A 25,642-nucleotide genomic window follows, 5' to 3' on the forward strand; every position below is an offset into this window, starting at 1 on the left:
ATTCCTTTTTTATATTAAACTTCAATTCGCTCTTCCACGAATTTGCATACTCCAAGAAGTGAGTGAATGGTTTGTATTGTTGTTTGTAAGCCCACTTGCGTGAGTAAAGTCTGCATCATTTCTCGTATAACTGTATAAAGATGAAGATGTGCAAGTCCTAGAACCAGGTTTATTACAGACATCTGCAACTTTTAAAGTCCAAGTTCCATCTGCTGGCTCATCCATAAAGATGGTCGCCCCTAATCTCCAATTGGAAAGGTCAGTACAGAAAGCCAGTGCGTTATTGGATGTACAAATATGAGGAACCATTAATCTGGCCTTTGTACCAGAAGGCGAAGTAAGTTCAATATACAAATCCCCAGAATCATCCGATCCACCTGTCGCCACGGTAATTGTAATCTCAACAAATTCAATCTTACCGATTCCACTGCCGGATACAACTCTAGTGTTTACTGCACCCGTTGTATTATTATTTGTTATAGTCGGGTTACCTGTGCTTCCAGCTAAACTTCCCGTAACGATTTCCGTTCCAATATTTGTCCAAGACTGAGCTGCAGGAATCGCAAGACTCGCATCCACAGCTCCGAATCCGTATTTATGATTAAAGTTCAACCCAGCTCCATTGGTTACCCAATCTGGATCAGATGGATCATTCTTTCTTGAATGGCGGGCAAGTAGCACTCGAACATCCCTTGCTTTGAGGTTGGGATTTCTCTCAAGAATCAATGCACCTATACCAGCTGCCAGAGGGGCTGCCGCTGAAGTTCCATTGAATGTATTCGTATAATTGGAGTTAGAAAAATTTGTTCCACCACCATTTGTATTATATCCTCCCGATCCTGTGATATCGGTTGTTGATATAGCAACTCCACTAGTACCCTGAGAGTGAGCTGATACTAATAAATTCGCACCTTCCTCGGAATACGAAGCCTTCTTGCCATCATTGCCTATAGCTGCAACTGCAAACGCTGAATGAAAGTTCGCTTGTCCATCATGATTGGAATTATCTCTTGGTGCAGATCCAGTCATTCCTCCAATATTTGCGCTAGTAATTAGTGTTCCGCCGTTTCCAGCAGCCCAGAAAAATATAGTTCCTAATAGATTTCTACCGTTATTAAATGCAGAACTAATAGATGATCGCCAACTTGAACCGCTAGCAGCTAATCTTCCTGTATTATCCGCCGCACCCCAACTGTTGTTAGATACTGAAACAAGTCTGGTATTAGTAGTCATTGCCGATCCAGCATTGGTGTCTGTCGCGTTGACAAGAACATTTCTTGCGCCGATCTTAGCCCGAGGAGCAATTCCGGAAAGTCCGATATCATTTGAATCTCTTGCAGCCATAATCCCCGAGACAGAAGTTCCATGGCATCCACGAGTGCCGTTAGTAGAGCAATCGATTGTATTAAAAAATGAACCTCCAAAGCTTAGATCTAGCGAACTATCATAGTTTGGTGCCAAGTCTTCATGTGTTATATCCATTCCATCGTCAACAGTAACAATGCTAACCCCAGTTCCTTTGCAACCAGCATTGGATGCAAAGGTAATATTTGCGTCTTCGCCAGAGACAGCACCCGTAGTAGACCCATTATTCGATAGATGCCATTGAGAACTGAAAAGAGGATCGTTCGGGATGCCAGTTGTGCTACAAGGACCAGATGCCGGAGCAGGTGCTAACAAATTCTGTAAAACCAAAAGAAGAAATAGATCTTCTAGTGGATCTTTTTTTTCAGGTTTACAAGCAATGAGTGAAATCAAGATTGCAAAGACAATTGATGGACGATATAAATTCAAGGGAATCCTCCGCAGACTAATCCCCTGAGAATTAATTGGTGAAAATTCTTGTAAACTGGTTTTTGCTAGAAAAAATTCTTTTTATTCTAAAAAAATGAATAAAATCGAAGAATCTAGAATAATTTTAACAATCAATTGTAAATAATCGAATATTCAGATCTGTTTTTATGATATCGGGCAGGTACGATTCTTGCTAGTGGATGATTGACGATTTCACCCAATAGCAAGGTTTAGTTGTTAAATATTATTTAGCCAACCACTTCATCATTCCGCGTAGTTTACGACCCACATCCTCAATTGGATGGGCAGCATTCTTTTCACGAAGTTTGTGGAACTCTGGATAACCAGCTTTGGTATCAGCAATCCATCGCTTAGCAAAAGCTGCACCTTTGTCTTTTTGGATATCGTTTAAAACTTCTTTCATGCGAGCTTTGACACCAGCATCAATGATTCTAGGTCCACTTACATAATCACCATACTCTGCTGTGTCAGAGATAGAGAATCTCATACGATCCAATCCACCTTCATAGATAAGATCAGTGATCAATTTTACTTCATGTAGACACTCAAAGTATGCGATTTCTGGATCATAGCCTGCTTCAGTGAGAGTTTCGAAACCAGCCATAATTAAGTTAGCAACACCACCACAGAGTACAACTTGTTCGCCAAAAAGATCGGTTTCTGTTTCTTCTCTAAAAGAAGTTTCTAATATTCCAGATCTTCCGCCACCAACGCCACCTGCATGAGCAAGTGCTTTCTTACGTGCGTCACCCGTTGCATCTTGGTAAACTGCGATCAGACATGGAACTCCGCCACCCTCTGTAAAGACTCGGCGTACTAAATGTCCAGGACCTTTTGGCGCAACCATGTAAACATCGATGTCCTTAGGAGGAACAATTAAATCATAATGGATATTGAATCCATGAGAGAATACAATTGATTTACCTGCACTCAAGCCTGGCTTAATATCCTTCTCATACATATCCGCTTGGATTGTATCGGGTGTTAGTATTTGAATGATATCTGCTTTTTTGGCTGCATCAGCAACATTGTAAACTTCGAATCCATCTTTCTTCGCTTGCACTGCAGATTTGGATCCATCTTTCAATCCAATAATTACATTAAAGCCCGTATCTTTCATATTCTGGGCTTGGGCATGCCCTTGACTACCGTATCCAATCACTGCGATAGTTTTACCCTTCATCAAATTGAGGTCACAAGAATCATCATAAAAAAGTTGAGCCATAGGGAGTTCCTTCGTTCGTTTTAAAGCGTTTTTTTACCAGATTGGGAGAGAAAAGCGAGGGTAAAAGCATAAATTTCTAAATTATTTAGGAATAGAAATGAGTGTCACAGCTCCATTTTCATTGTAAAAATCTAATTTCGCACCGATCTGCCTGGATAGAGATTGAACGAGTAGAAGCCCCAAGGATGTAAAATTATCAAAAGTCATATTAGCTGGATAACCAACACCATTATCTTTTACTTCAAGAATATAATTTTGCTCAGAGTCCTTGAAAGTAATTTTTAAAACTGGGGATCTAACATTTTGAAATGCGTATTTATAAGAGTTCGTAACCAATTCATTGATAATCAATCCACAAGGAATTGCCATATCGACCGAGATCAAAAAATCACCAATCTCGTTGAGCATTGTTATATTCGTATAAGAACCTTTCTGCGATTCTCGGAGATTGTAAAGCAAAGCCTGTACATAATTATTGATATTGATAAGAGATAAATTCTCATTCATATACAAAAGTTCATGTACGATTGACATTGATTTTATTCTATTCTGACTTTCTTGCAATGCATTGATTATTGTCGGATCTTTTGTATGGTGAGATTGTAGTGAGAGAAGTGAGATGATAATTTGTAAATTATTTTTGACCCTGTGATGGACTTCCTTGATCAAAACTTCTTTCTCATGCAGTGCATTGATCGCTCGTTCTTCGTTCTTTCTCACAAGATCTAGTTCAGCAAATAATTTACTAATTTCGTTTGTTCTATTGATTACACGCCCTGCAATTGCATTTCTCAGTTCTAACGCAGCTTGAATTTCTAATACTTTCCACGGTCTGCTTGAATTCTTAACTTCCTCTTCCCATGCCTCAAATGATTTTCTAGGATGAATATCAGCAATCACATCTTGTCTTTCTTTTGGCTTGTGAGGATCCCCGCTCCAAACTTTTGTATAAATATGTTCTTTTCTAAACCAGATGATAGAGAACTGAATTGTGGACGGGACTTGAACAATCAGTACTCCACTTGCTAGAGGCCTTATGATCTCCCACTTAGAATTGATCTGAGTCAGGCTTGAGGTTGAGAAAAACGGTTTATGAATATCAAAGAGATCAATTTCTTTGGTTAATAAATTGATCCAGAATTTGTCTGGCGTCTCTCCCAATAATTCAATCCTATCACCAAGAACTATAGCGGCTCCATCACAGTCCATAAAATCCAAAATAGTATAGGCTCCATTCACAAGACCATTGATAAAATCTTGATCTTCCCCCATTTGATCGATAAGTTTATTCTGAATTCTTGCTTTAAATAATAAATTGGAATCCATTTCTTGCTTAGTGAGCGATCCAATCTGAAGTGCAAAAAAATGAACAAGCATCCGACAAGTATATCGTTTACTTAATGTTATATATCTTTCTGAATAATGGTGGCAGGCAATGAGTCCCCATAGTTTTCCATTCAATAATATGGAGATTGTAAGTGTACTTGTCACCCCCATATTTTTCAAATACTCTATATGCATTGGGGAAACTGCACGAAGTACGGAATCTGATTGATCTAAAATTGTGTTCCCCATGATGGGATGGGATATAATCGGAACTGGTTCGTAGTTTACATTTGGTATGATTCGGATGAGATTTCTTGTGTAAAGCTTTCTTGCTTGAAGCGGAATATCAGACGCAGGATAATTCAGACCTAGAAAAGGTGCAAGTTCTGGTTTCTTGGCTTCTCCGACAACTTCTCCATTCCAATTGTTATCAAATTTATAAACCATAACTCTATCATAGTCGGTTATCTCTCGAATATGTTTTGCAATGTAGTCATGAAGAGTTGAGATATTTTTTACAGAATGAATCGAATCAAAAATTTTAAGTACAGTAGCTGTTTGATTGTCTTCTATTGGATCGATGATCGACTCTGAAATTTCTGCTTCCATTACGATCGATTGCGGATTTGCATAGAACACTGTATCCAATTCAATCACGGACTGATCGGACTTTTTGAAAAGGATTTTGACAGGATTGATTTTGGTTAAGCTAAAGTGAGATTGAAGTTTGGTTTGAAATTCTTTTGACCAATCCTCATCTTTAAAAAATTCAACGATGCTATGGAAGAAAACTTCCTCCACTTTCCAGCCAAGAATTTTTTCTACGTTTTGGGAAATGCGTATAACTTGTCCGTTTAGGTTAATCTCCCAAAGAATTCCATGCGATTGAATTGCGGAAGGAATATGAATGTTTTCTCTATCACAATTTGTAAGGCTTACTTCTTCTTTATCTTCATCGATATTGTATTCTGAGACGTAATCCATACCTGATTTAATAGTTTAGAAATCCTTCCATATATTTTATTTTTGTTTAGCAAGACCTGGAGCACTGGAGAAACTTTGAGTAAATTTGAATTTATCCATATTATAAAATTTTGAATCTTTGAAATATGCGGATCCTACACCAAGGTATTTCAAATTTGTATTCAATATATTTCTTCGATGTCCAGGAGAATTCATCCACGAGTCAACAACTGACCTTGCTAGACTAAGATAGGTCTGAGCGGGAAGTGGAACGCCGTTAAGATCGTAGCTAAAATATCCACCTTTGTTTTGGTCAGGAGTAAATACCGGCCGACCACCTTCATATGCAACGCCATATCCAATATTGATATTCTCTGCTGTATATGCGTTGGTGATTCCGTATGCTTCCATTCTTTTCTTGGGAGTCTCACGACCAGGAACTGGACTGTTGTGAGAACTAAAATCCAATCGAACCATGTCACGAGAATGCTCTACGGAAACCTGTTCTAGTGCTTGCGAATATTCGAAATCAGGAAGATCCATCTCGACTCGTCTTTTGTTCGTCTCAAAAAAAACTGCAGCGTGGAGTAATGGATAATCTATTTTTTTAAAATCTATTTTGTCATTAAAGGGAGAAAATTTGCGAAAATCATCAGAATTGTATTTCTTATATTTATTGGAATCCCACTTGGAAGAAAATGGCATTTCCAAAACTTCGATGTCCAAAGCCTTAGCAGTAGAATCAACAGCTTGGGGACTGGCTTCTTTTTTTGGTTGATCAGGTTGCGTTGTTCGGCAAGCAAAAAGAAAAAGAACCAATAGGGCAAGGACAAGATTTTTCGAATTCATAATTGTAATTAGACGTAACATTAATTAATAACCCGTCATATCTTGAACCAAATTGTGCATGATATTCTTTTCTTTATTGTTTTCAATCACTGCCGATTCTTCGATTCCGGTCTCCCAGATAAACATAAATATTAAACTATACAATGTTGTGTGCTTTTGGCTATAAAACTTCTCACCCAAGAATTCATCGTCTCGAAAAATCCTAGCTCGAACAATTCTTCTCTCTCCATAATATGCGGGTAGCAATGTCGCAGTCGGTATGGAAAATAATCCCGAGATTACGGCAAGCCAAGTATTCTCATATTCATCAACAACTGCTGTATAGATATCAATATGATAAGGAGCTCTCACTCCACCTTCTATCACCCGTCCGAAATACTTCGTTTCTTCCAGATAAGTTCTGTAGATTTCTGCAATTTTCTCACGTTTTTTCTCGCTTTCTGGTGTTGAAACCGTGATAGAAAGGACAGGTATTCTTTTATCCAATTTCGGAGCAGCGATGATGGGTAGATCATCGCTCAGATAATTGTAGCAATTGAATTGCATAATTGCGAATATACAGATTGTTAATAAAAAAGAAACTCTCGCAATAATACTTTTTTTCATAGATTTCCAATTCCTAGCCATTTCATCAAAAAGTATCCTAAACTTATAATGGCTACCCATCCTGTCAAGGTCATAGAAATGCCAGCAACCAGCATGTTCCTTGCAGATACAAATCCATAGCCGAAAGCTATAGCATTGGGTGGCGTGGAGACAGGTAGTGGCATTGCTACAGAAGCAGTCAAGGCAACCAGGATTACTATCGCAGGTGCTTGCAAAATCGTTAATCCAAGAGCTAAAGGAATCATTAAATTAGCTGTCGATGTATTACTCATAACTGATGACAAAATAAGTGTTATAGCAGAAAATACTATCATCAAGGCAACAAATGTTGAATCGCCGAGATTCAAAGAAGCAAGCAGAGATTTGGCAAGACCACTCACTTCGATCGCTCGACCCATAGAAATACCACCACCCATGAGAATCAAAACATCCCAAGCAAGGGATCGAAAATCATGTATTTTTAATATTCGAAAACTAAAGAATACTAGGACTGGAATCAAAGCTATGGTTCCATTGGAAAATCCATGAAGATCCGATGTGAGCCATCCAACAATTGTGAGTAGAGTAATAAAAACGATAAAACTTCGAATTTTGATTTCTGATTTGGAAAGTGATTCGGATGTTGTGGTCAATTTGATTTGTTCAACCTGTTCATTGCGACAAAACAAAAACGGTAAAAGTAAACATAAAAATCCATTCACTACAACGATCACTGGAATGGAAAATAGCATCCAATTTAGAAAACTTGGAGCCATTCCAATTCCATTCAGATATTCTACTGCAATCGCATTGGGTAATGTTCCGACTGGAGTTCCCATTCCTCCGACATTACTTGAGAAAGGGATCGCAAGAAAAATCGCCTTTCTCCAGCCAGATTTTTCTGGGAGACTATCGAGTATCGGAATCACCAATCCTATCATAAGAGATGTGGTCGCTGTATTGTTCATCCACAACGATAGAAAAGATGTTGTAAAAACAATCGCGATCATCAATCTGTTCGGTGTTTTGGCAAAATGCCCAACTATTGACTGAGCAAGAATTCTATCTATACCATACAAAGCAACGGCAGATGAAATCACAAATCCACCTAAAAAAAGTAATACGGTATCGGAGAAAAATGGAGCCAGAAAAAATTCCGCTTTCAAATTGGGATGAGTTGCACTTAAACTTGGGAGAAGCCAAGTCAGCTCAATAAATAATATCAAAAAACTTGTCGCATAGAGTGGAATGGCTTCCGTAATCCAAAGGACGCAGGCTACAATTAGAATAAATATTGTTATTTCTTGAGGAATTGTGATAGAAAACCATTGGGATAAAATCATATAATTGACAGGGAAACCTTTTGATCCAATTCTATGGTTAGAGAGATTTCATTCTAGAAAAATATATCCTAAAAGTTAGAAAAATTGAATATCGATTACAATCAACTCAACCATACAGTTCTGGGAAGCGGCCCAATGGGTTATCTAATTTCCTCTTTGCTCTCGAAGAAATTGGATGAAGTAAGTTTATGGATTCCTGATGCAAAAGTCGTCGAAGATTTGCAACGTTCAAGAACGGTAAAAATTTTAAAAAACCAAAGTCGTATTCCGGATAATGTCAATATTGTATCGGATCTTGCGGAATATGAAAGGAACTCTTGGGTTTTCCATATTGCTGTACCTTCAAGATTCTTAGAAGAGACCGTTAGAAATCTAATAGATTTGCTTACGCCAGACCAAGACTATATATTTTCAATTTTTACTAAAGGATTGTTGAGTCATAAATCCCGAAGACTAACAGGCGTTTATTCATTCTCTGATTTTGTATCAAAACTATTATTAGATAAAAAAATCAAAAACTCAGCCGTCTGTGTCGTGAATGGTCCAAGTCTTCTTCAAGAAATGTTAGAAGAGCAGAATACTTTTCTCAATGTTGGATGCAAAGATACCAAAACAGCAGAATTCATTGCAGATATTTATAAGAATTCCTATATTCAAACATCTACTACAACTGAGATCGAATCGATGGAAATGGCTGGTGTTTTAAAAAATCCGATTGCGATTGCTTGCGGAATCGTATCTGCTCTACCCAATTGCGGATCCAATTTGCAAGGAGAATTGATTCAAACTGGGTTTCAAGAAATGTTACAATTTGCACGGGCAATGCATCTATCCACTGAGAGCTTTTATGGACGTAGTGGACTATCTGATTTGATTACAACGGCCGTGAGTCGTAAGAGTCGAAATCGTAACTATGGCCGTAAGATGGTTGGACAGTTAATGGTTGGACCAGAAAATTTATCGATTCTCGAGAAAATTGAAGTATGGGTTCGTCCAGAAGAATTCATTGAAAGAGAAGTGAGCAAATGGTCTGATACAGTGGAAGGTGCTTTTGCCCTTGGAAATATATTGGAACTTGCCAATGAAAAAAATATTCAATTGCCTCTCTATCAAGTTTTATTTGATGTTTTGTCAAGGAAAAGTCCTCCTCAAGCTATTGAATCTCTCCTAACAGGCGCTAAGTCTGACTTCTCTATTGAGAAGATGGTTGGTGTAAAGAAAAAAGGAATGGACTATGCGGCTGGGAATGATTTCAAAAATGTTCTTGAGAATCGAATTCTAAAACAAGTTCAATCTTCTCCGGGCTTCATGACCCGAATCAAAAAGCAATCCACATCGATTGTTGCAACCATTGAAAAAAGGGTTCAGCGTCTATCTCGCAAGAAGAGCCAAGATGAAGTAACGCATTTTTCCAAAGAACTGCATCGTTGGGTCAATTTCCAAAATTCCAATCGCGAAAGTGAAATAGTTAAATTACGTGAATTGATAGATTTTTATGTGAATGAAATTGCTGATCACTACAAACCTTCTGTCCGTGAGTCATTGATCAAAGTGATTGCGCCATTTCGATTTTTTAGCGGTGGATTGAAATATGGATCCGTAAGTCCGCATTTGGGTGGTGAGATAGATCAGATCAAAAAATTGTCGAAAAAATACAATATTTTGTATGCTCCCACTCATAGATCGCATTTGGATTCTGTGGAGCTCGCATACGGACTCAATAAATTGCAATTACCGATTCCGAGATATGCAGCGGGAAGCAATTTAATGACAACACCATTCTGGGAATGGATGCTCAAATCTTTAGGGGCATATTCAGTGGATCGAGAGCGAACAAGAAACTCATTGTATCTAGAATGTCTAACGATCTACTCAACTGTTTTATTGGAATCGGGAATTCCATCCCTAGTCTATCCAGAAGGAACAAGGTCTCGGACGGGTGGAATTGTCTCTATCAAAACAGGCATACTCAAAACTGCAGTTGATGCCTTCCGAAATACGGGATCTGAGATCATTGTTGTACCCGTCGCACTTTCCTATGAAACCGTTCCCGAGGATGCACAATTCTGTGGTGAGAATGAGAAGTTAGGAATGCAAGATTTTCTTAGTCGCAGGAGCAATGTGTATATGGATTTCTGCGAACCCATTCCCATATCAGAACATATGGGCAACGATGATCCTACAATTACGATCGGATACGAGATTCAAAAAGGTTGGGCAAACTATCATAGAATTCTTCCAAATCAATTGTTATGTAAAATTCTTATGGAAAATGAGATGGCGATACATCTATCAACATTGAATGATTTGATAGAAGAATTTATATCGCACAACCCCGGCAATTATTTAACTGAGGATCCTGAATTGATTGTACGACAAGGTCTCAAATCCATTAGAAAAAGAAAGATTGTCCAAATCGAAAATGATTTTGTACAAGCAATACGTCCAGATCTAATCACTTATTATGGAACCATGGTTCCCGCAAACGATACAAGTGGATTTTAAAAAAACAAATAGGATATTTTTTATTTACAAATTGTAAGATACATTCATCAAATTGTAATTCGGAGAATATTAGATGAGAAACAACATAATCAAAATTCTGGCAATTTCGCTGGTTACAATTTTACTTCTACCTTTCGTCGTCGCGATTTTTACGGCAAAAGAATATTCGGTTGAACGTTCCATAATTATCAATAAGCCTAAGTCTGAGGTTTTTGAATTTCTAAAATTACTAAAGAACCAAGATCAATTTAGCGTTTGGGCGTCAATGGATCCAGGAATGACCAAAGAATACAAAGGCGAAGATGGTAAAGTTGGATTCGTTTCGTCTTGGGCGAGCGAAAATCCAGATGTAGGTCGAGGCGAACAAGAAATTCTCGCAATCATTCCAGGTGAACGAATTGATTATGAACTGAGATTTTTTGAACCTTTTGAATCAAAAGACAAAGCTTATTTTAAATTGGAAACTTCAGAAGATAACAGCACAAAAGTAATCTGGGGCTTCGATGGCAAAATGTCGTATCCAGCTAACCTCATGCTAATGATCATGGATTTTGAATCCATTCTTGGTGAGGATTTCGAGCAAGGTCTCAATAATCTAAAAACAGTTTTGAAAGGGTAGGATTCTAATTATTCTAAATCTTAGATTCCAGAACGATTAATATTGCAAAATACATACAGACAAAGTTTAAATGCTTAAGTTAGTCGTTACAAATATTCTAGTTGCGGGAGCCTATATTCTCGCAGCAAAACTTGGTTTTTTTCTAGCCTTTCTAAATACTCAAGTATCACCAATCTGGCCACCAGAAGGGGTCGGTTTTGTCGCCCTAGCTCTATTTGGATGGACATCCATTCCTGGAGTTTTTGCTGGTGCGTTTCTTGCAAACCTAATCAATAACCCGCACCTTCCCACAGCTTTCATAATTGCAATAGGTAACACTGCTAGTAGTTGCATCAATCTCTATATACTACTTCGTCTTACTGGCACAAACTATCCTTTATCAAATACAAGAAGCCTTCTGCATTTTTTTGTTTTCGCAACAATTCCTGGAGCAGTAGTAAGTGCAAGCTTGGGCGTTGGATCTTTATTTTTATTCGATTTCGTTCCAGCGAATGCATTCTGGAATGTCTTTTTCACATGGTTTGCTGGAGAGATGCAGGGATTCATAATTGTCGCACCATTCCTTTATAACATAATTAAGATTAGTCGATTCAAGAGTTTTAGTCTTTGGAAATGGATGGAAGGATTGGTCGCCATGCTTATTATTGGATTCATAGCTTGGCATGTTTTCTCAATTCCAGATCCTTTGATATTTCTTCCAATTCCTATTATGGTGTATCTAAGTGTCAGGTTTCGTGACTTAGGTGCGGTTTTCGGTTCAGTAATTCTCTCCACAATTGCTGTTTATCATGCGATTCAAGGGATTGGTCCATTTGCTGAGATGAGCCATAGAATCAATTCTCTCAATAATACTTTAATCTTTTTAGATATATTCATATTCTCGAATATTATAATGGCTTATTTTCTTGTAGTTCTGCTTAACGAACGAGATGAACGCAATGAAGCTCTAATGACCATCCAAATTGATGCCAATTTAGATTTAGAAAAAAAAGTTCACGAAAGAACCAAAATCATAGAAGAGCAGAATCAAGAATTCCAGTATCAGATTCGAATGGCAAGATCTATTCAGACATCTCTATTACCGGAAAGTATCCCAACTCTAAAAAATATAAAAATCGGATATAAATATTTTCCAATGATGGATGTAGGTGGCGATTTCTTGGATATAAAATATTTCCCAGAAACACAAAGGCTCAGTCTATTTATATGTGATGTGTCAGGACATGGGATAGCAGCGGCTCTTGTAGCAACTATGATGAAGATGAATCTAAGTCGATGGTACGACAATCCAAAAGATTTAGTATGGGCGAGCAATTCCATGCATGAGGTCGTTGCAAAAAAATTAGAAAAACATTTTATCACAGCAACATTTGCCAATATCGATCTAAAGGAAAATGAACTTGAAATTGCAATTGCAGGTCATAACCCACTACTGATTGTTCATAGCAATGGAACCTATACCGAAATCAATCCAAAAGGTACAATAATATTCTCATATTTTCCTCCTAAATGTGAGGTCGCAACTTACTCCATGAAAAAAGGTGATCAGATTGTATTCTATACAGATGGAATTACCGAAGCAAGAAATGGGAAAGGTGAGTTCTATGAATTGGATAGACTAGCAAAAGACGTACATAGTGTACGGAAAAAGGATCCTATGAAGGGATGTGAAGAAATTGTTCGCAAAGTTATAGATTTTTCTGGTGGTGAGGGATTAGTGCAAGATGATCTCACAATTCTCATCACCCAAGTATAATCAAAAATCTGCGAACTTCGAATTTTTATCTCAATCGATAGCAATTGCTAGATCAGAATAAATCTTAGAATAAGTTATGACTCTCTAGTTGGAATCTTTAGAATCAATAGATTGGTAGTAGCTGTTGCGAGCAATTTGCCAGTCTCAGTTCTCATTTCTGCTGTCATGTGAATAGTTGAGAAACCTTTTGCTTCGACTTTTGCCTCAACTACAACCTTCTGATCGCAAGCTACTCCCCGAATGTACTGTATGTTCATATCTATAGTTGTACTTGGTTTCTTTGCTACGAGATAACTCAATGGACCAAAGGTATTGTCAAAAGCTGCGGCAATGTATCCACCTTGCATATTCCCTAGTGGATTGGTTTGGTTTTTTGTGACAGGAAAAGATACTATCAGTCGTTTATTTCTCTCATATTCTTCAATCTCTGCACTCATATCCATAAAACTTGGTGGAGGAATGGTAATATCGATTCCTTTTGGAAGTTTCGCCATCATCTCAACTAAGATATTATTCGCATCATCCTTGTTATAAATCTCTGACATTTAATGCTCCTTGCCCTATGTTTTCGTCGTTTACATTGCAGTCAAATAGAAAAGAATTGTCATGTAAACAGTGAACACATTATTGATGCTTATTTATTCAGCAAAAATAAATCATAACATAAAAGCAAGACTTACAATTAACAAATTCTCAACACGAGTCCATTTATGATTCTCAGTCTCATAAATTCGATTGTTTGCAACTTTTTGTGTACACTCCAGCCGGAGTTTAGCATTTTCCACTGGAAGATAATCGATGTTGATCGATCCCGCTTCCACATTATATCCGTCAGGTGTATTAGTGATTGTCACTATATTGTATTGATCATAAAAGCCTTCTCCACGCATTCCGATCTTCCATTGATCACTGAGATGAAAATAGAATTGGATTGCGAATCCCTGCCATTGGTTATATCCTTTGGTTTTACCTGACTCAAGCCACTGTGTCGGTGAATCAAGTCGTGTGACCCAATCAACTTTTTGTTCTTTCTGATACCCAATATCGTAGATCATATACAAATCCCACCACGGGAAAATACTTCCTTTAAGATAAACATCTTGAAAGTATCGAGTTTTTCTCACTGCAGAATCTGATTCTTCATTTCCAATAAAATTACTATAGTTAAATGTCCAATTTTCTGTAATTTTATATTGGAATTGAATTCCTGCAGCCTTATCTCGATTGTTATCTTTGATTCTCTGCCAACCATTCAGAACATAAAATGACAATTGTAAATCATCTGTCATATCCCATACAAGCCGAGCTCCTGACTCATAGTATGGTGAATTTTCGGCGACAAGTGAACGAGTGTAATTAAAATTTTCCAAAGATATTGTTGATTCACCTCCAATATGAGAAGGAAAAATTCCAGCATCTAACCACAATCCATCCGTAAGTTTAAATCCACCCCATCCTTGGTAAATATATTGCATATTTTCTGGTTCTTCGGAATAGTTTTTTTGAACATAAGAACCAGTATGGACTCCGAGCGCGTATCGAAATTTTTGAGACTCTTTCTGAATATTTACAAGAGCATGATTCACTGAGAATTCATCTTGATTCAATCCTTGAGTTATGTAAGGTCTTTCTCGATTGGGATAACGATTATTCGTAACAGCGTAATAACTGTCCACCATGATCTTTATATCTGGATTCAGAAGGATCTCTTTCTCTCCAGAAGTTTCTTCTCCAATTAGCTGGGAAGTAAATGCTAAAATTATTATTGAAATAAAAGCAAAAAATCGATATTTTGCATTCGGACTATTTAGTATTCTTATGGTATGTTTCATTTTTGTTGAAATGAAAGTACATTTTGTACTAAATAAAGGTCAATAATAAAATGATATCTTGTTGGAATAATCAGGACAAAAAGATACATTACAAGAAGTGTAAATTGCAATATTCTTGTATACAAGCATACTTATGTTGTCAGCTAAGCTTCGGAATCTTCTACTTTATTTGGATTCGCCTCAGACTTACGATTCAACATTGAGACCGCCCCAATCGCAAGAGCCCCGCCGATTAAGGTTGATATTGCTGGAATCTCATCGAGAAACAACCAACTTGAAAAAACTGCAGTCACTGGAACAAGAAAGATAAATGAACTTGCATTGCGAGAACCTAAGCGAGTGGATGCAAAGAAATAAACTGTTGTTCCAAAGGTTGTTGATACGATTGCCAAATACACAATATGGAACCAAAAATTCATATCCAATTGGAATACAGAAAAAATTTCATTAGGATAAGCAAAGAAAAAATCTAACAATGTACCAATCGTATAAACATAGAATCCATATACCAAAGGTGATAATTTTTCTCCTGTAGAGTGGCTATTCATACTCAGTAATGCCCAAGAAAAAGAACCTAGTAAGAAAAATAAATTGCCTGAAACCAAAAGAATTGACCAGCTTGTATCCCACAGTCTAAGAAGTATACATCCGCCAATTAATCCTAGAAACAATCCGAACATCTCTCGCCTTGATGGAAGTGCAACTTTTAGTAAGTGAACTAATAAGTAAGTAAATAAAGGATTCAAAGTAGTAACCAAAACTCCTCCAATTCCAGGCATCCCTAATTCAAGACCTAACAAGAAAAAATGATTGTAAATAGTATAGAGAATTCCTCCAATTCCAACTTGAAGCCATAGGGTTTTGGATCTCAATTGAAAGGAATTTCCAGTCAGAATAACAATTGGTATAAGAGACAAGGCTGTTAGAAGAAATCTCCAAAAAATGATGACATTTGGATGGGCAAGCCCGGCAACTGCTTTACCGGAAGGCCAAGCAAATCCCCAAGTAATCATCGCAATTATTAAAAGAAGGTAGAATTTAAATGAAGGTGAAGATTGCATAAGTTGTTATAAACGAAATTGGTATTCCTATACCAAGCATCAAGGTAGCAAGCTCTGGATTCAAATCATTTTCCATAGCAACGATTGTTCCAGTAACCATTGGAGCCATCCCAGCTTCAAAAATTGAAATATCAATAACCTTCCCGTCCAACCTTAGCCACTTATAGTAAATCAGATAAATGATAATTGGACAGGCTATCAATTTATAGAAAAGACCAAAACTTAGCGGTACAATTCGTCCGGAAGTTTCACGAAGATTGATCTGCATGCCAACTGATACAAGTGCCAAAGGAGTTAAACTGTCTCCGAGCCTTTCTAATACTGACTCTAACCAATTAGGATATTCGAGAGGAAGACTGATGAAAGCGAAAATCAATGCAATGCTCGGCGGAAAACCAATGATCATTGCACCCATTTTTTTTAGATCAAAAGTTCCGGTCTTAGCAATTGTTGCAACTAAGATACCAATTGTACCCAGAGCAAGAAAACTTCCAAACTGATCTGCAATGATTCCCACTCCCAAAAGCTCTGTTCCATAATACGCCTCAATCAACGGTAGTCCGACAAAAGAAGTATTACCCAGACCAGCTGTAAGCATCAAACAGCCCGCTGTCCTAGAATCAATCCATTGCAAATAGTAGAAGAATCCAAAAATTAAAATCGCAAGGATAAAAATAATCCAAGGCATCAATGCAGCCCAGATCAAATCCATCTCCATATTCATTCTGCGAATATGGAAAAGAATCAAAGAAGGAAGTGAAATATTGATTATGAAACCATTCAGAATACGAAAAGATCCTTCTGGGAATCTTGAACTTTTACGGAGAATGATTCCCAGAACAAAGCATATCAAAAGCAGAGCTAAATTAGACATAGCATTCCGATCTTAAATCAGACAAATTAGCTATAATACTATTAAGCATATTCTAAAATAAGTTTAACTTTGGTTGGATTGAGAATTGATCGATCAGGATTTCGTGGTCCATCAATTCCCTTCTCCAAAATTTCCATATAACCATCTAACATGAGATATATATCAGAATTTCCTAAATCAGACTTATTGTCTAAAGTTCTGTAGTCATAGTATGCTTCCTCGATCATGATGGATAGTGAAACCAAATCATAAGTCTTGTCTGTAATAAAAACTCGATTTGCTTCCTTCCAATATTTATCCAAATTCATCAACCCACTCCATTCGGAATACAATTGATCGTAGAATTTTATTGCAGATTCGAATTCTACCGTATTTCGTGCAGAAGCGACATTTGTTTCCAATTCCTTTTCGAAGGCATCGCGAACTTTTCTTTTGCCTAGCGCATGCATACAATGATCAGAAATAATTAAATGCGTTCCTTCCCATGATTCGTTGATTATTGAATCATTTAATAAACGCGGAATTGGTGAGAAATCTCCTATGATTCCATTACCACCAAGACAAAGTATTGCAGTTCGACAAAGATTGGTTGCAAGTGATGACGATTTATATTTCATAAGTGGAATCAGAACATCTTGAACGGAATTACCTTCTTCACTACGTGCAACCATTCTAAAATTCGTAAGTAAGTTTGAGCTATGCAAAATATACATTTCTACAAGAAGTCTTGCATAGGCAGGAAAATCTTGAATTTTCTTACCATATGCAGTTCTCCATTTAGAATATTCCATCGCTTCCATAACCGCACGTCTTGCATTACCTGACGCTCCCAAACCAACATGAATTCGAGATGTCTTGATAATGTATTGAATCATATTAGCAAGTCCGTGGCCGGGTCGTCCAAGTTCTTCTGCAACTACTTCATCATATACAACTTCTGCTGTAACCTTGCCTCTTGATCCTATGATATCTTTTTTTCTAAGTATATGATGATTATTTAATTTTCCATCATCTTGAAACCTTGGAACCAAAAACATTCCGATAGTATTCGTTCCCTCAATTTTTGCTGTAGTAACCCAGAGATCACCAGGGTTCGAGCAAAACCATTTTTCCCCAGTTAAAATCCACTTCCCATCAGATCTTTTTCTTGCAATTGTTCGGTTTGCACCAACATTACTGCCACCTACCCTCTCTGTTACATACTGTCCGCACATGAAATGTGAATCGCTATCTGCCCCAGCAACTAAAGTTAGATACTTTTCTTTCTGTGAATCTGTACCTAACTTCTTTAAAGCAAGGATCATTCCATCTGTCATAGCAAGAGGACAACTTACTCCTCCTTCGCCATTCAAATTGACAAGATAGGCTAACGCATAACGGTGCAAGAAAGTAAAAGGGAACTTCCACTCAGAATGGAAGTCTAGATTCACAACTCCGTAATCATAGGAAATCTGCCTCGATTCCAATTGTTCTGGAGAATATACAACATTATCAACTCGGTTACCGGTTCGATCATATTTTTGGATCTCACCATATTTGCCTTCTTTATGTGAAGCTTCTGTCAACTGATTGAGTATTCCACCGCTCAATTCACCATAACCAGTAAGATGATCAATCATAGCAGCCTTATGTTCGCGACTATATCCGCTTGAATATCTTTCTATAATTCGATTTAATATTTTATCTTTAAGATAGAAATTTTGCCCTTGGCAGCCTTTATAATTCGAAATATCAAATTCTTCAAGTGCTGGGTTTTCTTTTGGCATTGCATTCATGTTGCAATTATAATTCAGGGAAAATACTTGCCAACTCTTTCGCTATCTTTCACGATGAAATTACTTCACTCGATGTTTAAAAATCCTGAACAAATTCTTGATGATATAATTTTTGAAATTCAAAATGTAAGCGAGGCCTGTCGCTGGTATATTCGAATCGAAAAACTATCTGAACTACTTACTATAAGCAAAGAAGACTTCTTTCGCAAAATTTATAACTTCAAAACATCGAAGCCAGATCGCGAAAACAGAAATGGATTTAGTGAAATAGATGGAGACTACCTATGCGAATTTCTGCACTACTGTTTAGATATTCAAGGTGTTCAAGATAAATTTGCTCAAGCTGGTTTGTATTTTGATGAACGAGCTTTGTATGAATTACGAGAAAATTTCAAATTCATAGTACAAGACTCGCTCTCTAAACACAACTTAGACAAAGACACGCTTATGCTTCTTGCGACTGCAACCATAGATTTCGATGATGCTGTTGACTCCTATATTAGTGAAAAGTTTGAATTAGATTTTTTCGTTCAGCGAAGTATATTCGATTTTATGAGTATGCGAAAAATTCAAACTGAAGGCGGTGCAGAAATTTTCCTCAAGGACTATTTGAACGCTTTAATTCCTACCAAAATTCTAAATCTACGAGAGATCACACGTGAATTTCGGGATAGATCCTATTATGATTTATTCGGTGAATTCAGAAAACGACCAAGTAAAAAGAAGAAAGTTCTAAAAAGAGAAAACAAAGAACTCACTGAATTAATAAATTATTTTGAACTAGAAGAAGGTTTTACTAAGGATATTTTAAAAAAGAAATTCAAAGATCTGTTAAAAAAATACCATCCAGATGTTAATAAATTTGGACTCGAGAAAACAAAAGAAATCATTGAAAAATACAATCGGCTGGTTATAATTATGAACGATTCCAGAGTTGGTAGTTACTGATATGGCAAGCAACGAATGGCAAATGCTTCCACGAAAGGAAGAAAAGAGAAAATATCTTATAACATTCTTTATACGATTACAGATTCTTGCTTTCTTACTTCCGATAGGTTTGATAATATTCAACATTACCAATGATTGGTTTACAATAACTATCCTAATATTTATTTTAATTGTATCAGGAATTTTGCTTACAATTAGACAATCTCGCTTATCAGACTATGTTCTCAGCAAAAGACTGCCAAAGATTATTTTCGAAGATAACCATTTGCGAATCCCGAACGATCAATCCAATCCTATAGTATTTGAAAGAACGAATACTCGAGTTCGCTGGGGATATCAGTCCAAGATGGATGAAGACTTAGTCAACTGCTCTGAGATAAAAACTCAAGAGAGAAGCGTTCATTTGAATCAACCTTTTGCTTGGATACTTCTGTCTGATCGAAATAAAACTGTTCTGCTTGTAGGCTTCGGATACGATTCCATCCTTCATGAACTTCAATGGGAAGAAAAATTACCTTCGACTTTGGATGTCCAAGCTGTATTTCCTATATTTTTCTTGGATGTGATGAAGATCTGTCTATTGATGCGTCAGAAAAAATAACCAAAATTTTTGATCCATTGATCAACGAATACCAATTCATTCTGAATGAAGAAGAACCTTCCATTATCAATAAATTATTATTGATTTTTACTCTTCTGGATTAGGATCTTCTTCTTTAGAAGAACCAAAAATAAAATTCTTTGCCGAACTAAATGTCCCTTTTACAGCATCTGTCGTTTTATTAACCGTGTCAGAAGCTGCCGATCCAGCAAGTCCACCGACGATTGTTCCAGCTGGTCCAGCAAAAAATATTGTGCCAGCATAGACCGAGGCAAGCCATACGGGATCAAGATAAGCAAAATTCTTTCCAAAAATTCCTTTATAAATAATAGGAATCTTAACCGCCTTTCCAACTCGTCCCGAAAGACTAGCTTGAAATTTCATATCAACGATTCCATTCTTCTTGTAAACACCAGAGCCAACAGCATCGACTCCGACTCCTAACATAGTAAATTCTTTTAGAAATAAATTTCCTTTCGAGAAATGAACATCTCCATTAATTGAATGAAAGGCTGTGCTCTTCCCTTGATTCGATGATTCAAAATTGATTAATTTACCGATTTCTGCAACTGGTTTGATAAAATTTGCGTATCCTAATAGTTCTCCCTTATGAATAGTAAATTTACTTTTTGCATCAATTGTATCCGAGACCGATGAAGAATTGCCCAACCCTAATTTCAATTTCGTTTCAGAATCCAAATTTCCGGTGATAAGTTTATCTTGCCCTAGCTGCTTGAGTAATTTCGCTAAATTGAGATTCTTAGTTCCAATATCGAAATCGCTATTCTGACCACGTTTTGATAGATCAATCTTACCGGTAACATTTACTTTTCCATCGTATAAATTCAGATTGAGCGGCTTTACTTGGACCAGCTGATTATGAATCCCAATCTTTCCATTCGCAGAATTGATAAATTTTCCAGATAAATTTATATTTTTTAGATTTAAATTTACGGTAATATGATTTTCTTTTGGAGGTTTATTTTCATTTTTTGTTTTGCTAATTGATTCGTTAGAGGATTCGTTCTTCGAACTGATATTGGAATTTAATGTATTTCGACTCGAAGAAATCTTTGGTTTCGGTAATTTGGATATATCTACTTTAGAAAATTGATTAACCCAAGAAAGAGTTGAATCAAGATCAAAAGAGTTGGATTCGATATTAGCATCGATAACGTTCTGCTTTTCAAAACCCATGTTTGCTTGCACGGATACTTGCGATAGCTTCCCCATGATATAAGAAAAATCTAAAATTCTAATTTCTGATTTGCTTTTAGAAAAAACTAACTTTGTTTTAAAATTTACTGGTTCAATCGTTTTCTTAGAATTAGTCAGTAGTTCATTCAAATTTAATTTCTTCAGTTCAAATTCTATATCATCTTTTTCATTTTTGTTGATTGAGAAATCGACACTTAATTTAGATTTTTCTAGATTTGATTTTGGAAATATAACTAGATAATCAATAAATTTATTGAGTTCGATCTCCAAACTTTCAAAGTGCAATTTCAATCTAGCAGATTCATAACTCCAATTATTCTCTACAAAATTTAGTTTGGATGAAATTTCCAAATGATTGGAATTGACTCCACCGAGTAATTCTATAGCCAACATTCGATTATTTCGATTGAGCTCTATAGAAAATTCATCAATATCAATGATATCTTTGCGTTGCATAACATCGTCTTGGATCTCAAAATTAAATCTTATGACATGCAAACCTCTAGGTAGCAGAGAAAAAATATCATCCGGTGAATTTGCAGAATCATCTTCTATCTTATCTTTCAATTCATCTATTTCTTTCGAATCGGTTTTGAATTTGGATAGAATTGGGAATTCTCCGTCATCAGTCCTATGAAGAAAAATCTTTCCATCCTCAAGGTTCATGGAATGCAATTCAAATTTTCTCTGCAATAGTGCCCAAACATTCCAATATACTTGCAATTTCTCTATTTCGGCAATCGGTTGTCTTTGGGATACATCGGAATCTAGTCCATCCGCTAGCTTCTCATCCAATATTTTTATTCCCGAAATCTGCACTCCAGGAAGCGGGAAAAGAATTGAATCCACTTTTTGATAACGTAGATCTAACTTTGAGTAGGTTGTAACTTGATCAGCAATAATATCTTTTACAAAATCTTTATCCAGAAGAAAATGTATCGTTCCAAAAATGGCAGATACGAGTAGCAATATAATGCCAGTCGTAATTCCCAATACAATTCCGAGCTTTTTTCTAAGTAGCTGCATCAAACTTATTCCAAAACTTTCAATCTACTTCAAATTGGATAAAGATTTTTCTAGCAATGCTTCGTTCTTACTACCTATCCGAATAAAGGCAGCTGGATCACCTAACTTTGCTTCTATCTTTTTCCATTGGTTGCCAGTTACAACTTCTTTAGTTCTAATATGCTTCCAACTTCCTTCTGGAAAGTATCCTTTTACAGAAGTTTCCCCAGAATCCACAACTGGTACCACAAGTAGGTCTTCACCCAATAGATATTGGTATTTGAGATTGAATGTATTAGGATCTTTTGGGTAGTGCAGATAGAGTGCTCGTACAACGGGTAGTCCTGTTTTATTGGCTTCTTTTGTATAGATTTTCAAATAATCTTTTAACATATAATGCAATCTACCAAGGGCGGCAAACCTAAGCTCCGTATCTTCATCCGATTGTGAACTCACTGCTTCGGGAGATGTATATTGATACGATTGCCAATTCTTGAGCGGACGATTGCCCTCGTGTGTTCGAAAGATCGGACTCAAAGCAGACATCTCAGCCCATCTCAACAACAATTCCTTCGATCTATGATAGTTCTTTAATGGATTGGAAATTGTTGTGTATCCGCCAATATCTGAATGATTGAGCGATATCCCGCTAATTCCGGAAGTTATCATACCAAGAACGGCGGAAGGTAAGCCATCATTGGTTTGAAAGCTTACCATTTGGTCACCTAACCAAAATAAGGTTGAATACTTATTGGAATAAGAAAATCCAGCTCTTGTAAAAAATACAATCTGTCCTTCTTTACCTGCTTCACGAATTGCTTCTCGATTGAGCTTAGCCCATTCTACAGGATATTGGTTGTGATAATTTCTTGCTGATACACCCGAATGCAAAACTGCATCGTAAGGAAGCCATTCCCCGAAGTCAGCCATCCATCCAGATAGTCCTGTTCCAATCATATTCTTTTTTATAATATCTTTAGTCCAACGAATAGCTGCTGGATTGGTGATATCAATTAGATAAGCCGGAAACCCAACCGTTGTGATCAAGTATGGATTGCCTGTTTTGTCTCGAACCAAATATCCTTTAGATTTAGCTTCTTCTAACATAGGATTGGTGAAACTATCGCCACCTGGTTTCTTGGGATCGGTGTCCGCAAGAAACGGATTTATATAGCCAAGAACTTTTACATTTTTACGATTCATATCTGATACGAATTTTTTAAAATCTGGGTAGAGAGATTCATCAGCATACCATCGCCATTGTAACTGATCACCAAAATTCGTAACGCGTCTACCACACCAATCTTGGATCCAAAGTGCTGACACTGGATTGCCTTTTTGCAAAGAATTATCAACAATCTCAGTAACTTTTTTGGTTCCACCTTGCAAGCCTAAGATGGTTCCGTAAGCCCAATCTGGCATTTCTGGCATTCTTCCTGTGTGACTGGTATAAGCTCCTATCAACTCCTTTGGATCGCTTCCAACCCAAGCCCTTCCTCTCAATCCAGATTCTAGGTTTGCATCCCAAAATTCTACAGTAGTGCGGTCGTAAGAAGTAAAATCAAATTTGGAATAACCAGTATTTTCATAGAATATCTGTCGGTTAGCCGTTGTTATATAGTGCGGGATGGGAGCGTACGTAGTGTATTCATTTCCGCCTGCTCCAGCGATAAGATTTGCCCCGGCTGTAATTGGCTGGTCTCCCCTTCCGATTCCTTGCTCTTCCGTGAATAGAAATGGTTTCTTACCTTTAAAATCAAAATGCGAAAATTGTTCTCCCAATCCAAAAATTCTTTCGTCTTTTGATGTAATTTGCGTAAACCAGATTCGATTGAGACTTTTGTCTGCAAGTTCGATGATGAATTCTAGTTCCCTCGGATTTTTAGGAATAAATTTAGCAGTATAGGCAGAGTCGCAGCCTTTGCCTGAGAGCTTACCTTCGATTACCAAGTTACCTGAGACTGATTTGATTGAATCTATGGATTGCTCATTGCAAACTTTTGGAATAGAATCTTTGAATCCGAAAGCTGCCATTCTATAACTAACTTCTGCCTCTCCTGTTCCCGCGGTAATAAATGCTTCCGTTAATGGAAGTTCCATGATTGCAGTGGATGATTGCGAAGTTTTGATCTGGATAGCTTTCTCCGATAGGATTGCCTCCATTTTTTGGCTTAAGGAAATTATTTCAAGATTGGAGACATTTTCCCATTTGAGCCGATTGCTAGGATTACAAGAAATGAATATAGAAATCGAAAAAATACTGAGATAAATAATTTTTTGAATACGATAGTTTACGAACATGGCCACTCCAGAGAACAAACTGTAAGCAAAGTTTTTGCCTACAATCTATTCCGAGCAACCGTTTTTTAAAATTGATTTCTAAGATATTCTATTTCTCTCTGCGATATCAACGGATAGTTTATCATAGTACGATGTCTAAATTTTTTTCTTGTCCATTCCACCAACACGAGGAGGTGCTGGAGTTGGATTTTTTGCACCAAAGATTGAAGTAGCTTGCTTCGGTAGATTGGACTTGCGGTATTCAAACCAAGATCCCTGATACGTATAAACTTCTTGGTAACCAAATTCTCGCAACATGAGAGCAAGCAGACAAGATCTTGCACCATTGTAATCGTACAAAACGGTCGGTCGCTCTGGCATAAAAGGAAAGCCGTTCATTCTTCTTCGAAAAATAGATTTATCGATGATCATTCCATCGTTGTCAAAAAGATTTCTCCAATCCCATAAAAATGAACCTGGCAATCTTCCGCATAAAGTTCCTTCTTCAGGACTGGTAAGTCTTGGTATCTTACCATCATATTCTTCTTTAGTTCGCGTATCAAAAATTTGCAAACGAGTCAAATTCTTTTCCATAAATGCTTTATCAACGACGCCTTCTACTGGCTTCAATTTATCTTCGATAGGCGGTTCAATTTTCTTTTGGCCTTGAGATTTCTTGCCTTCTATTGGCCATTTACCGCCATATAAATAAGCTTCTTTGAAACCCATGGATCGTATAAAAAATAACATCCTTGCGGCATACATCCCCATTCCTTCATCAAAAACGACGACTCGATTGGATCCGCTACTTTGAATCTCAGCCATTACTGCATGCACGGGGCTCGCAAGTTTTTTATATGACTCAGGATCAGAACCGAATGCTTTTTTTATGAATGAATAGTAGTATGCACCTACCAATGTTTCTTCTTCATAAGCGTTCAAAGTACGGCAATCGATTAAAAAGTCGTTATCTTTGATTTCTTGTGTTAAAAAGTTCCAGTTCAATGATTTGCCCTAAATTCAGATTATGTCTACGATTTCCATATTTTCCAGGTAGGTAAA

General features: G+C 37.0%; 19 protein-coding genes. 5 read left to right on the forward strand and 14 right to left on the reverse strand.

Annotation, left to right across the window (positions count from 1 at the left end; translation table 11 throughout):
* Positions 1-21: 21 nt before the first annotated feature.
* The 6 genes from O4O04_RS15825 to O4O04_RS15850 form a co-directional block, all read right to left on the reverse strand.
* The gene (locus tag O4O04_RS15825; RefSeq protein ID WP_272532755.1) at positions 22-1,794 is read right to left on the reverse strand and encodes a S8 family serine peptidase; all 1,773 of its coding nucleotides are present in this window, start codon (positions 1,792-1,794) and stop codon (positions 22-24) included.
* A 244-nt stretch (positions 1,795-2,038) separates the two neighbouring features.
* Positions 2,039-3,040 (reverse strand): ketol-acid reductoisomerase, encoded by a 1,002-nt coding sequence (gene ilvC / locus O4O04_RS15830; RefSeq protein WP_272532756.1) that lies wholly within the window; start codon positions 3,038-3,040, stop codon positions 2,039-2,041.
* A gap of 81 nt (positions 3,041-3,121) precedes the next feature.
* On the reverse strand, positions 3,122-5,350 hold the full coding sequence (locus tag O4O04_RS15835) for a histidine kinase dimerization/phosphoacceptor domain -containing protein (protein ID WP_272532757.1): 2,229 nt from the start codon (positions 5,348-5,350) through the stop codon (positions 3,122-3,124).
* Positions 5,351-5,386: 36 nt separating this feature from the next.
* Positions 5,387-6,199: a CAP domain-containing protein gene (locus O4O04_RS15840; protein ID WP_272532758.1), complete on the reverse strand. Its 813-nt coding sequence runs from the start codon at positions 6,197-6,199 to the stop codon at positions 5,387-5,389.
* Positions 6,200-6,202: 3 nt separating this feature from the next.
* Complete coding sequence (locus O4O04_RS15845) at positions 6,203-6,784, reverse strand: hypothetical protein (RefSeq protein ID WP_272532759.1); 582 nt, start codon at positions 6,782-6,784, stop codon at positions 6,203-6,205.
* Entirely contained in the window at positions 6,781-8,106 is a 1,326-nt protein-coding gene (locus O4O04_RS15850; protein ID WP_272532760.1) for an SLC13 family permease, read from the reverse strand. The genes O4O04_RS15845 and O4O04_RS15850 overlap by 4 nt, the downstream gene beginning before the upstream one ends.
* An 84-nt stretch (positions 8,107-8,190) precedes the next feature.
* Here O4O04_RS15850 and O4O04_RS15855 point away from each other — a divergent pair, with 84 nt between their 5' ends.
* From O4O04_RS15855 to O4O04_RS15865, 3 genes are all read left to right on the forward strand, one after another.
* Positions 8,191-10,611, forward strand: a complete 2,421-nt coding sequence (locus O4O04_RS15855) for a 1-acyl-sn-glycerol-3-phosphate acyltransferase (RefSeq protein ID WP_272532761.1) — start codon at positions 8,191-8,193, stop codon at positions 10,609-10,611.
* 73 nt (positions 10,612-10,684) lie between these two features.
* The gene (locus O4O04_RS15860; protein WP_272532762.1) at positions 10,685-11,230 is read left to right on the forward strand and encodes an SRPBCC family protein; all 546 of its coding nucleotides are present in this window, start codon (positions 10,685-10,687) and stop codon (positions 11,228-11,230) included.
* Between the two features lie 70 nt (positions 11,231-11,300).
* Complete coding sequence (locus tag O4O04_RS15865) at positions 11,301-12,986, forward strand: SpoIIE family protein phosphatase (RefSeq protein WP_272532763.1); 1,686 nt, start codon at positions 11,301-11,303, stop codon at positions 12,984-12,986.
* 74 nt (positions 12,987-13,060) lie between these two features.
* Here the strand turns inward: O4O04_RS15865 and O4O04_RS15870 are convergent, their stop codons facing one another.
* The 5 genes from O4O04_RS15870 to O4O04_RS15890 all read right to left on the reverse strand — a co-directional run bounded on the left by O4O04_RS15870 (position 13,061) and on the right by O4O04_RS15890 (position 18,528).
* Complete coding sequence (locus O4O04_RS15870) at positions 13,061-13,483, reverse strand: PaaI family thioesterase (RefSeq protein WP_336297510.1); 423 nt, start codon at positions 13,481-13,483, stop codon at positions 13,061-13,063.
* A 159-nt stretch (positions 13,484-13,642) separates the two neighbouring features.
* Positions 13,643-14,818, reverse strand: coding sequence for an outer membrane beta-barrel protein (locus O4O04_RS15875; RefSeq protein ID WP_272532765.1), 1,176 nt, complete (start codon positions 14,816-14,818; stop codon positions 13,643-13,645).
* 143 nt (positions 14,819-14,961) lie between these two features.
* Positions 14,962-15,879: a DMT family transporter gene (locus tag O4O04_RS15880; protein WP_272532766.1), complete on the reverse strand. Its 918-nt coding sequence runs from the start codon at positions 15,877-15,879 to the stop codon at positions 14,962-14,964.
* A complete protein-coding gene (locus tag O4O04_RS15885; protein WP_272532767.1) occupies positions 15,857-16,753 on the reverse strand; it encodes an AEC family transporter in 897 nt (298 codons plus the stop codon). The genes O4O04_RS15880 and O4O04_RS15885 overlap by 23 nt, the downstream gene beginning before the upstream one ends.
* Before the next feature lie 41 nt (positions 16,754-16,794).
* Positions 16,795-18,528, reverse strand: a complete 1,734-nt coding sequence (locus O4O04_RS15890) for an acyl-CoA dehydrogenase family protein (RefSeq protein WP_272532768.1) — start codon at positions 18,526-18,528, stop codon at positions 16,795-16,797.
* 72 nt (positions 18,529-18,600) lie between these two features.
* On the opposite strand from O4O04_RS15890, the gene O4O04_RS15895 reads away from it, so the two are divergent.
* Together O4O04_RS15895 and O4O04_RS15900 are read left to right on the forward strand one after the other, a co-directional pair.
* On the forward strand, positions 18,601-19,476 hold the full coding sequence (locus O4O04_RS15895) for a molecular chaperone DnaJ (RefSeq protein ID WP_272532769.1): 876 nt from the start codon (positions 18,601-18,603) through the stop codon (positions 19,474-19,476).
* Position 19,477: 1 nt separating this feature from the next.
* A complete protein-coding gene (locus tag O4O04_RS15900) occupies positions 19,478-20,077 on the forward strand; it encodes a hypothetical protein (RefSeq protein ID WP_272532770.1) in 600 nt (199 codons plus the stop codon).
* 87 nt (positions 20,078-20,164) lie between these two features.
* Here the strand turns inward: O4O04_RS15900 and O4O04_RS15905 are convergent, their stop codons facing one another.
* From O4O04_RS15905 to O4O04_RS15915, 3 genes are all read right to left on the reverse strand, one after another.
* Positions 20,165-22,321, reverse strand: a complete 2,157-nt coding sequence (locus tag O4O04_RS15905; RefSeq protein ID WP_272532771.1) for an AsmA family protein — start codon at positions 22,319-22,321, stop codon at positions 20,165-20,167.
* Positions 22,322-22,345: 24 nt separating this feature from the next.
* Positions 22,346-24,601 (reverse strand): alpha-glucosidase, encoded by a 2,256-nt coding sequence (locus O4O04_RS15910; protein ID WP_272532772.1) that lies wholly within the window; start codon positions 24,599-24,601, stop codon positions 22,346-22,348.
* Between the two features lie 135 nt (positions 24,602-24,736).
* A complete protein-coding gene (locus O4O04_RS15915) occupies positions 24,737-25,585 on the reverse strand; it encodes a rhodanese-like domain-containing protein (protein WP_272532773.1) in 849 nt (282 codons plus the stop codon).
* Positions 25,586-25,642: the final 57 nt, after the last annotated feature.

Source organism: Leptospira sp. GIMC2001 (assembly GCF_028462125.1).
In the GTDB taxonomy this organism is placed as follows: Bacteria; Spirochaetota; Leptospiria; order Leptospirales; family Leptospiraceae.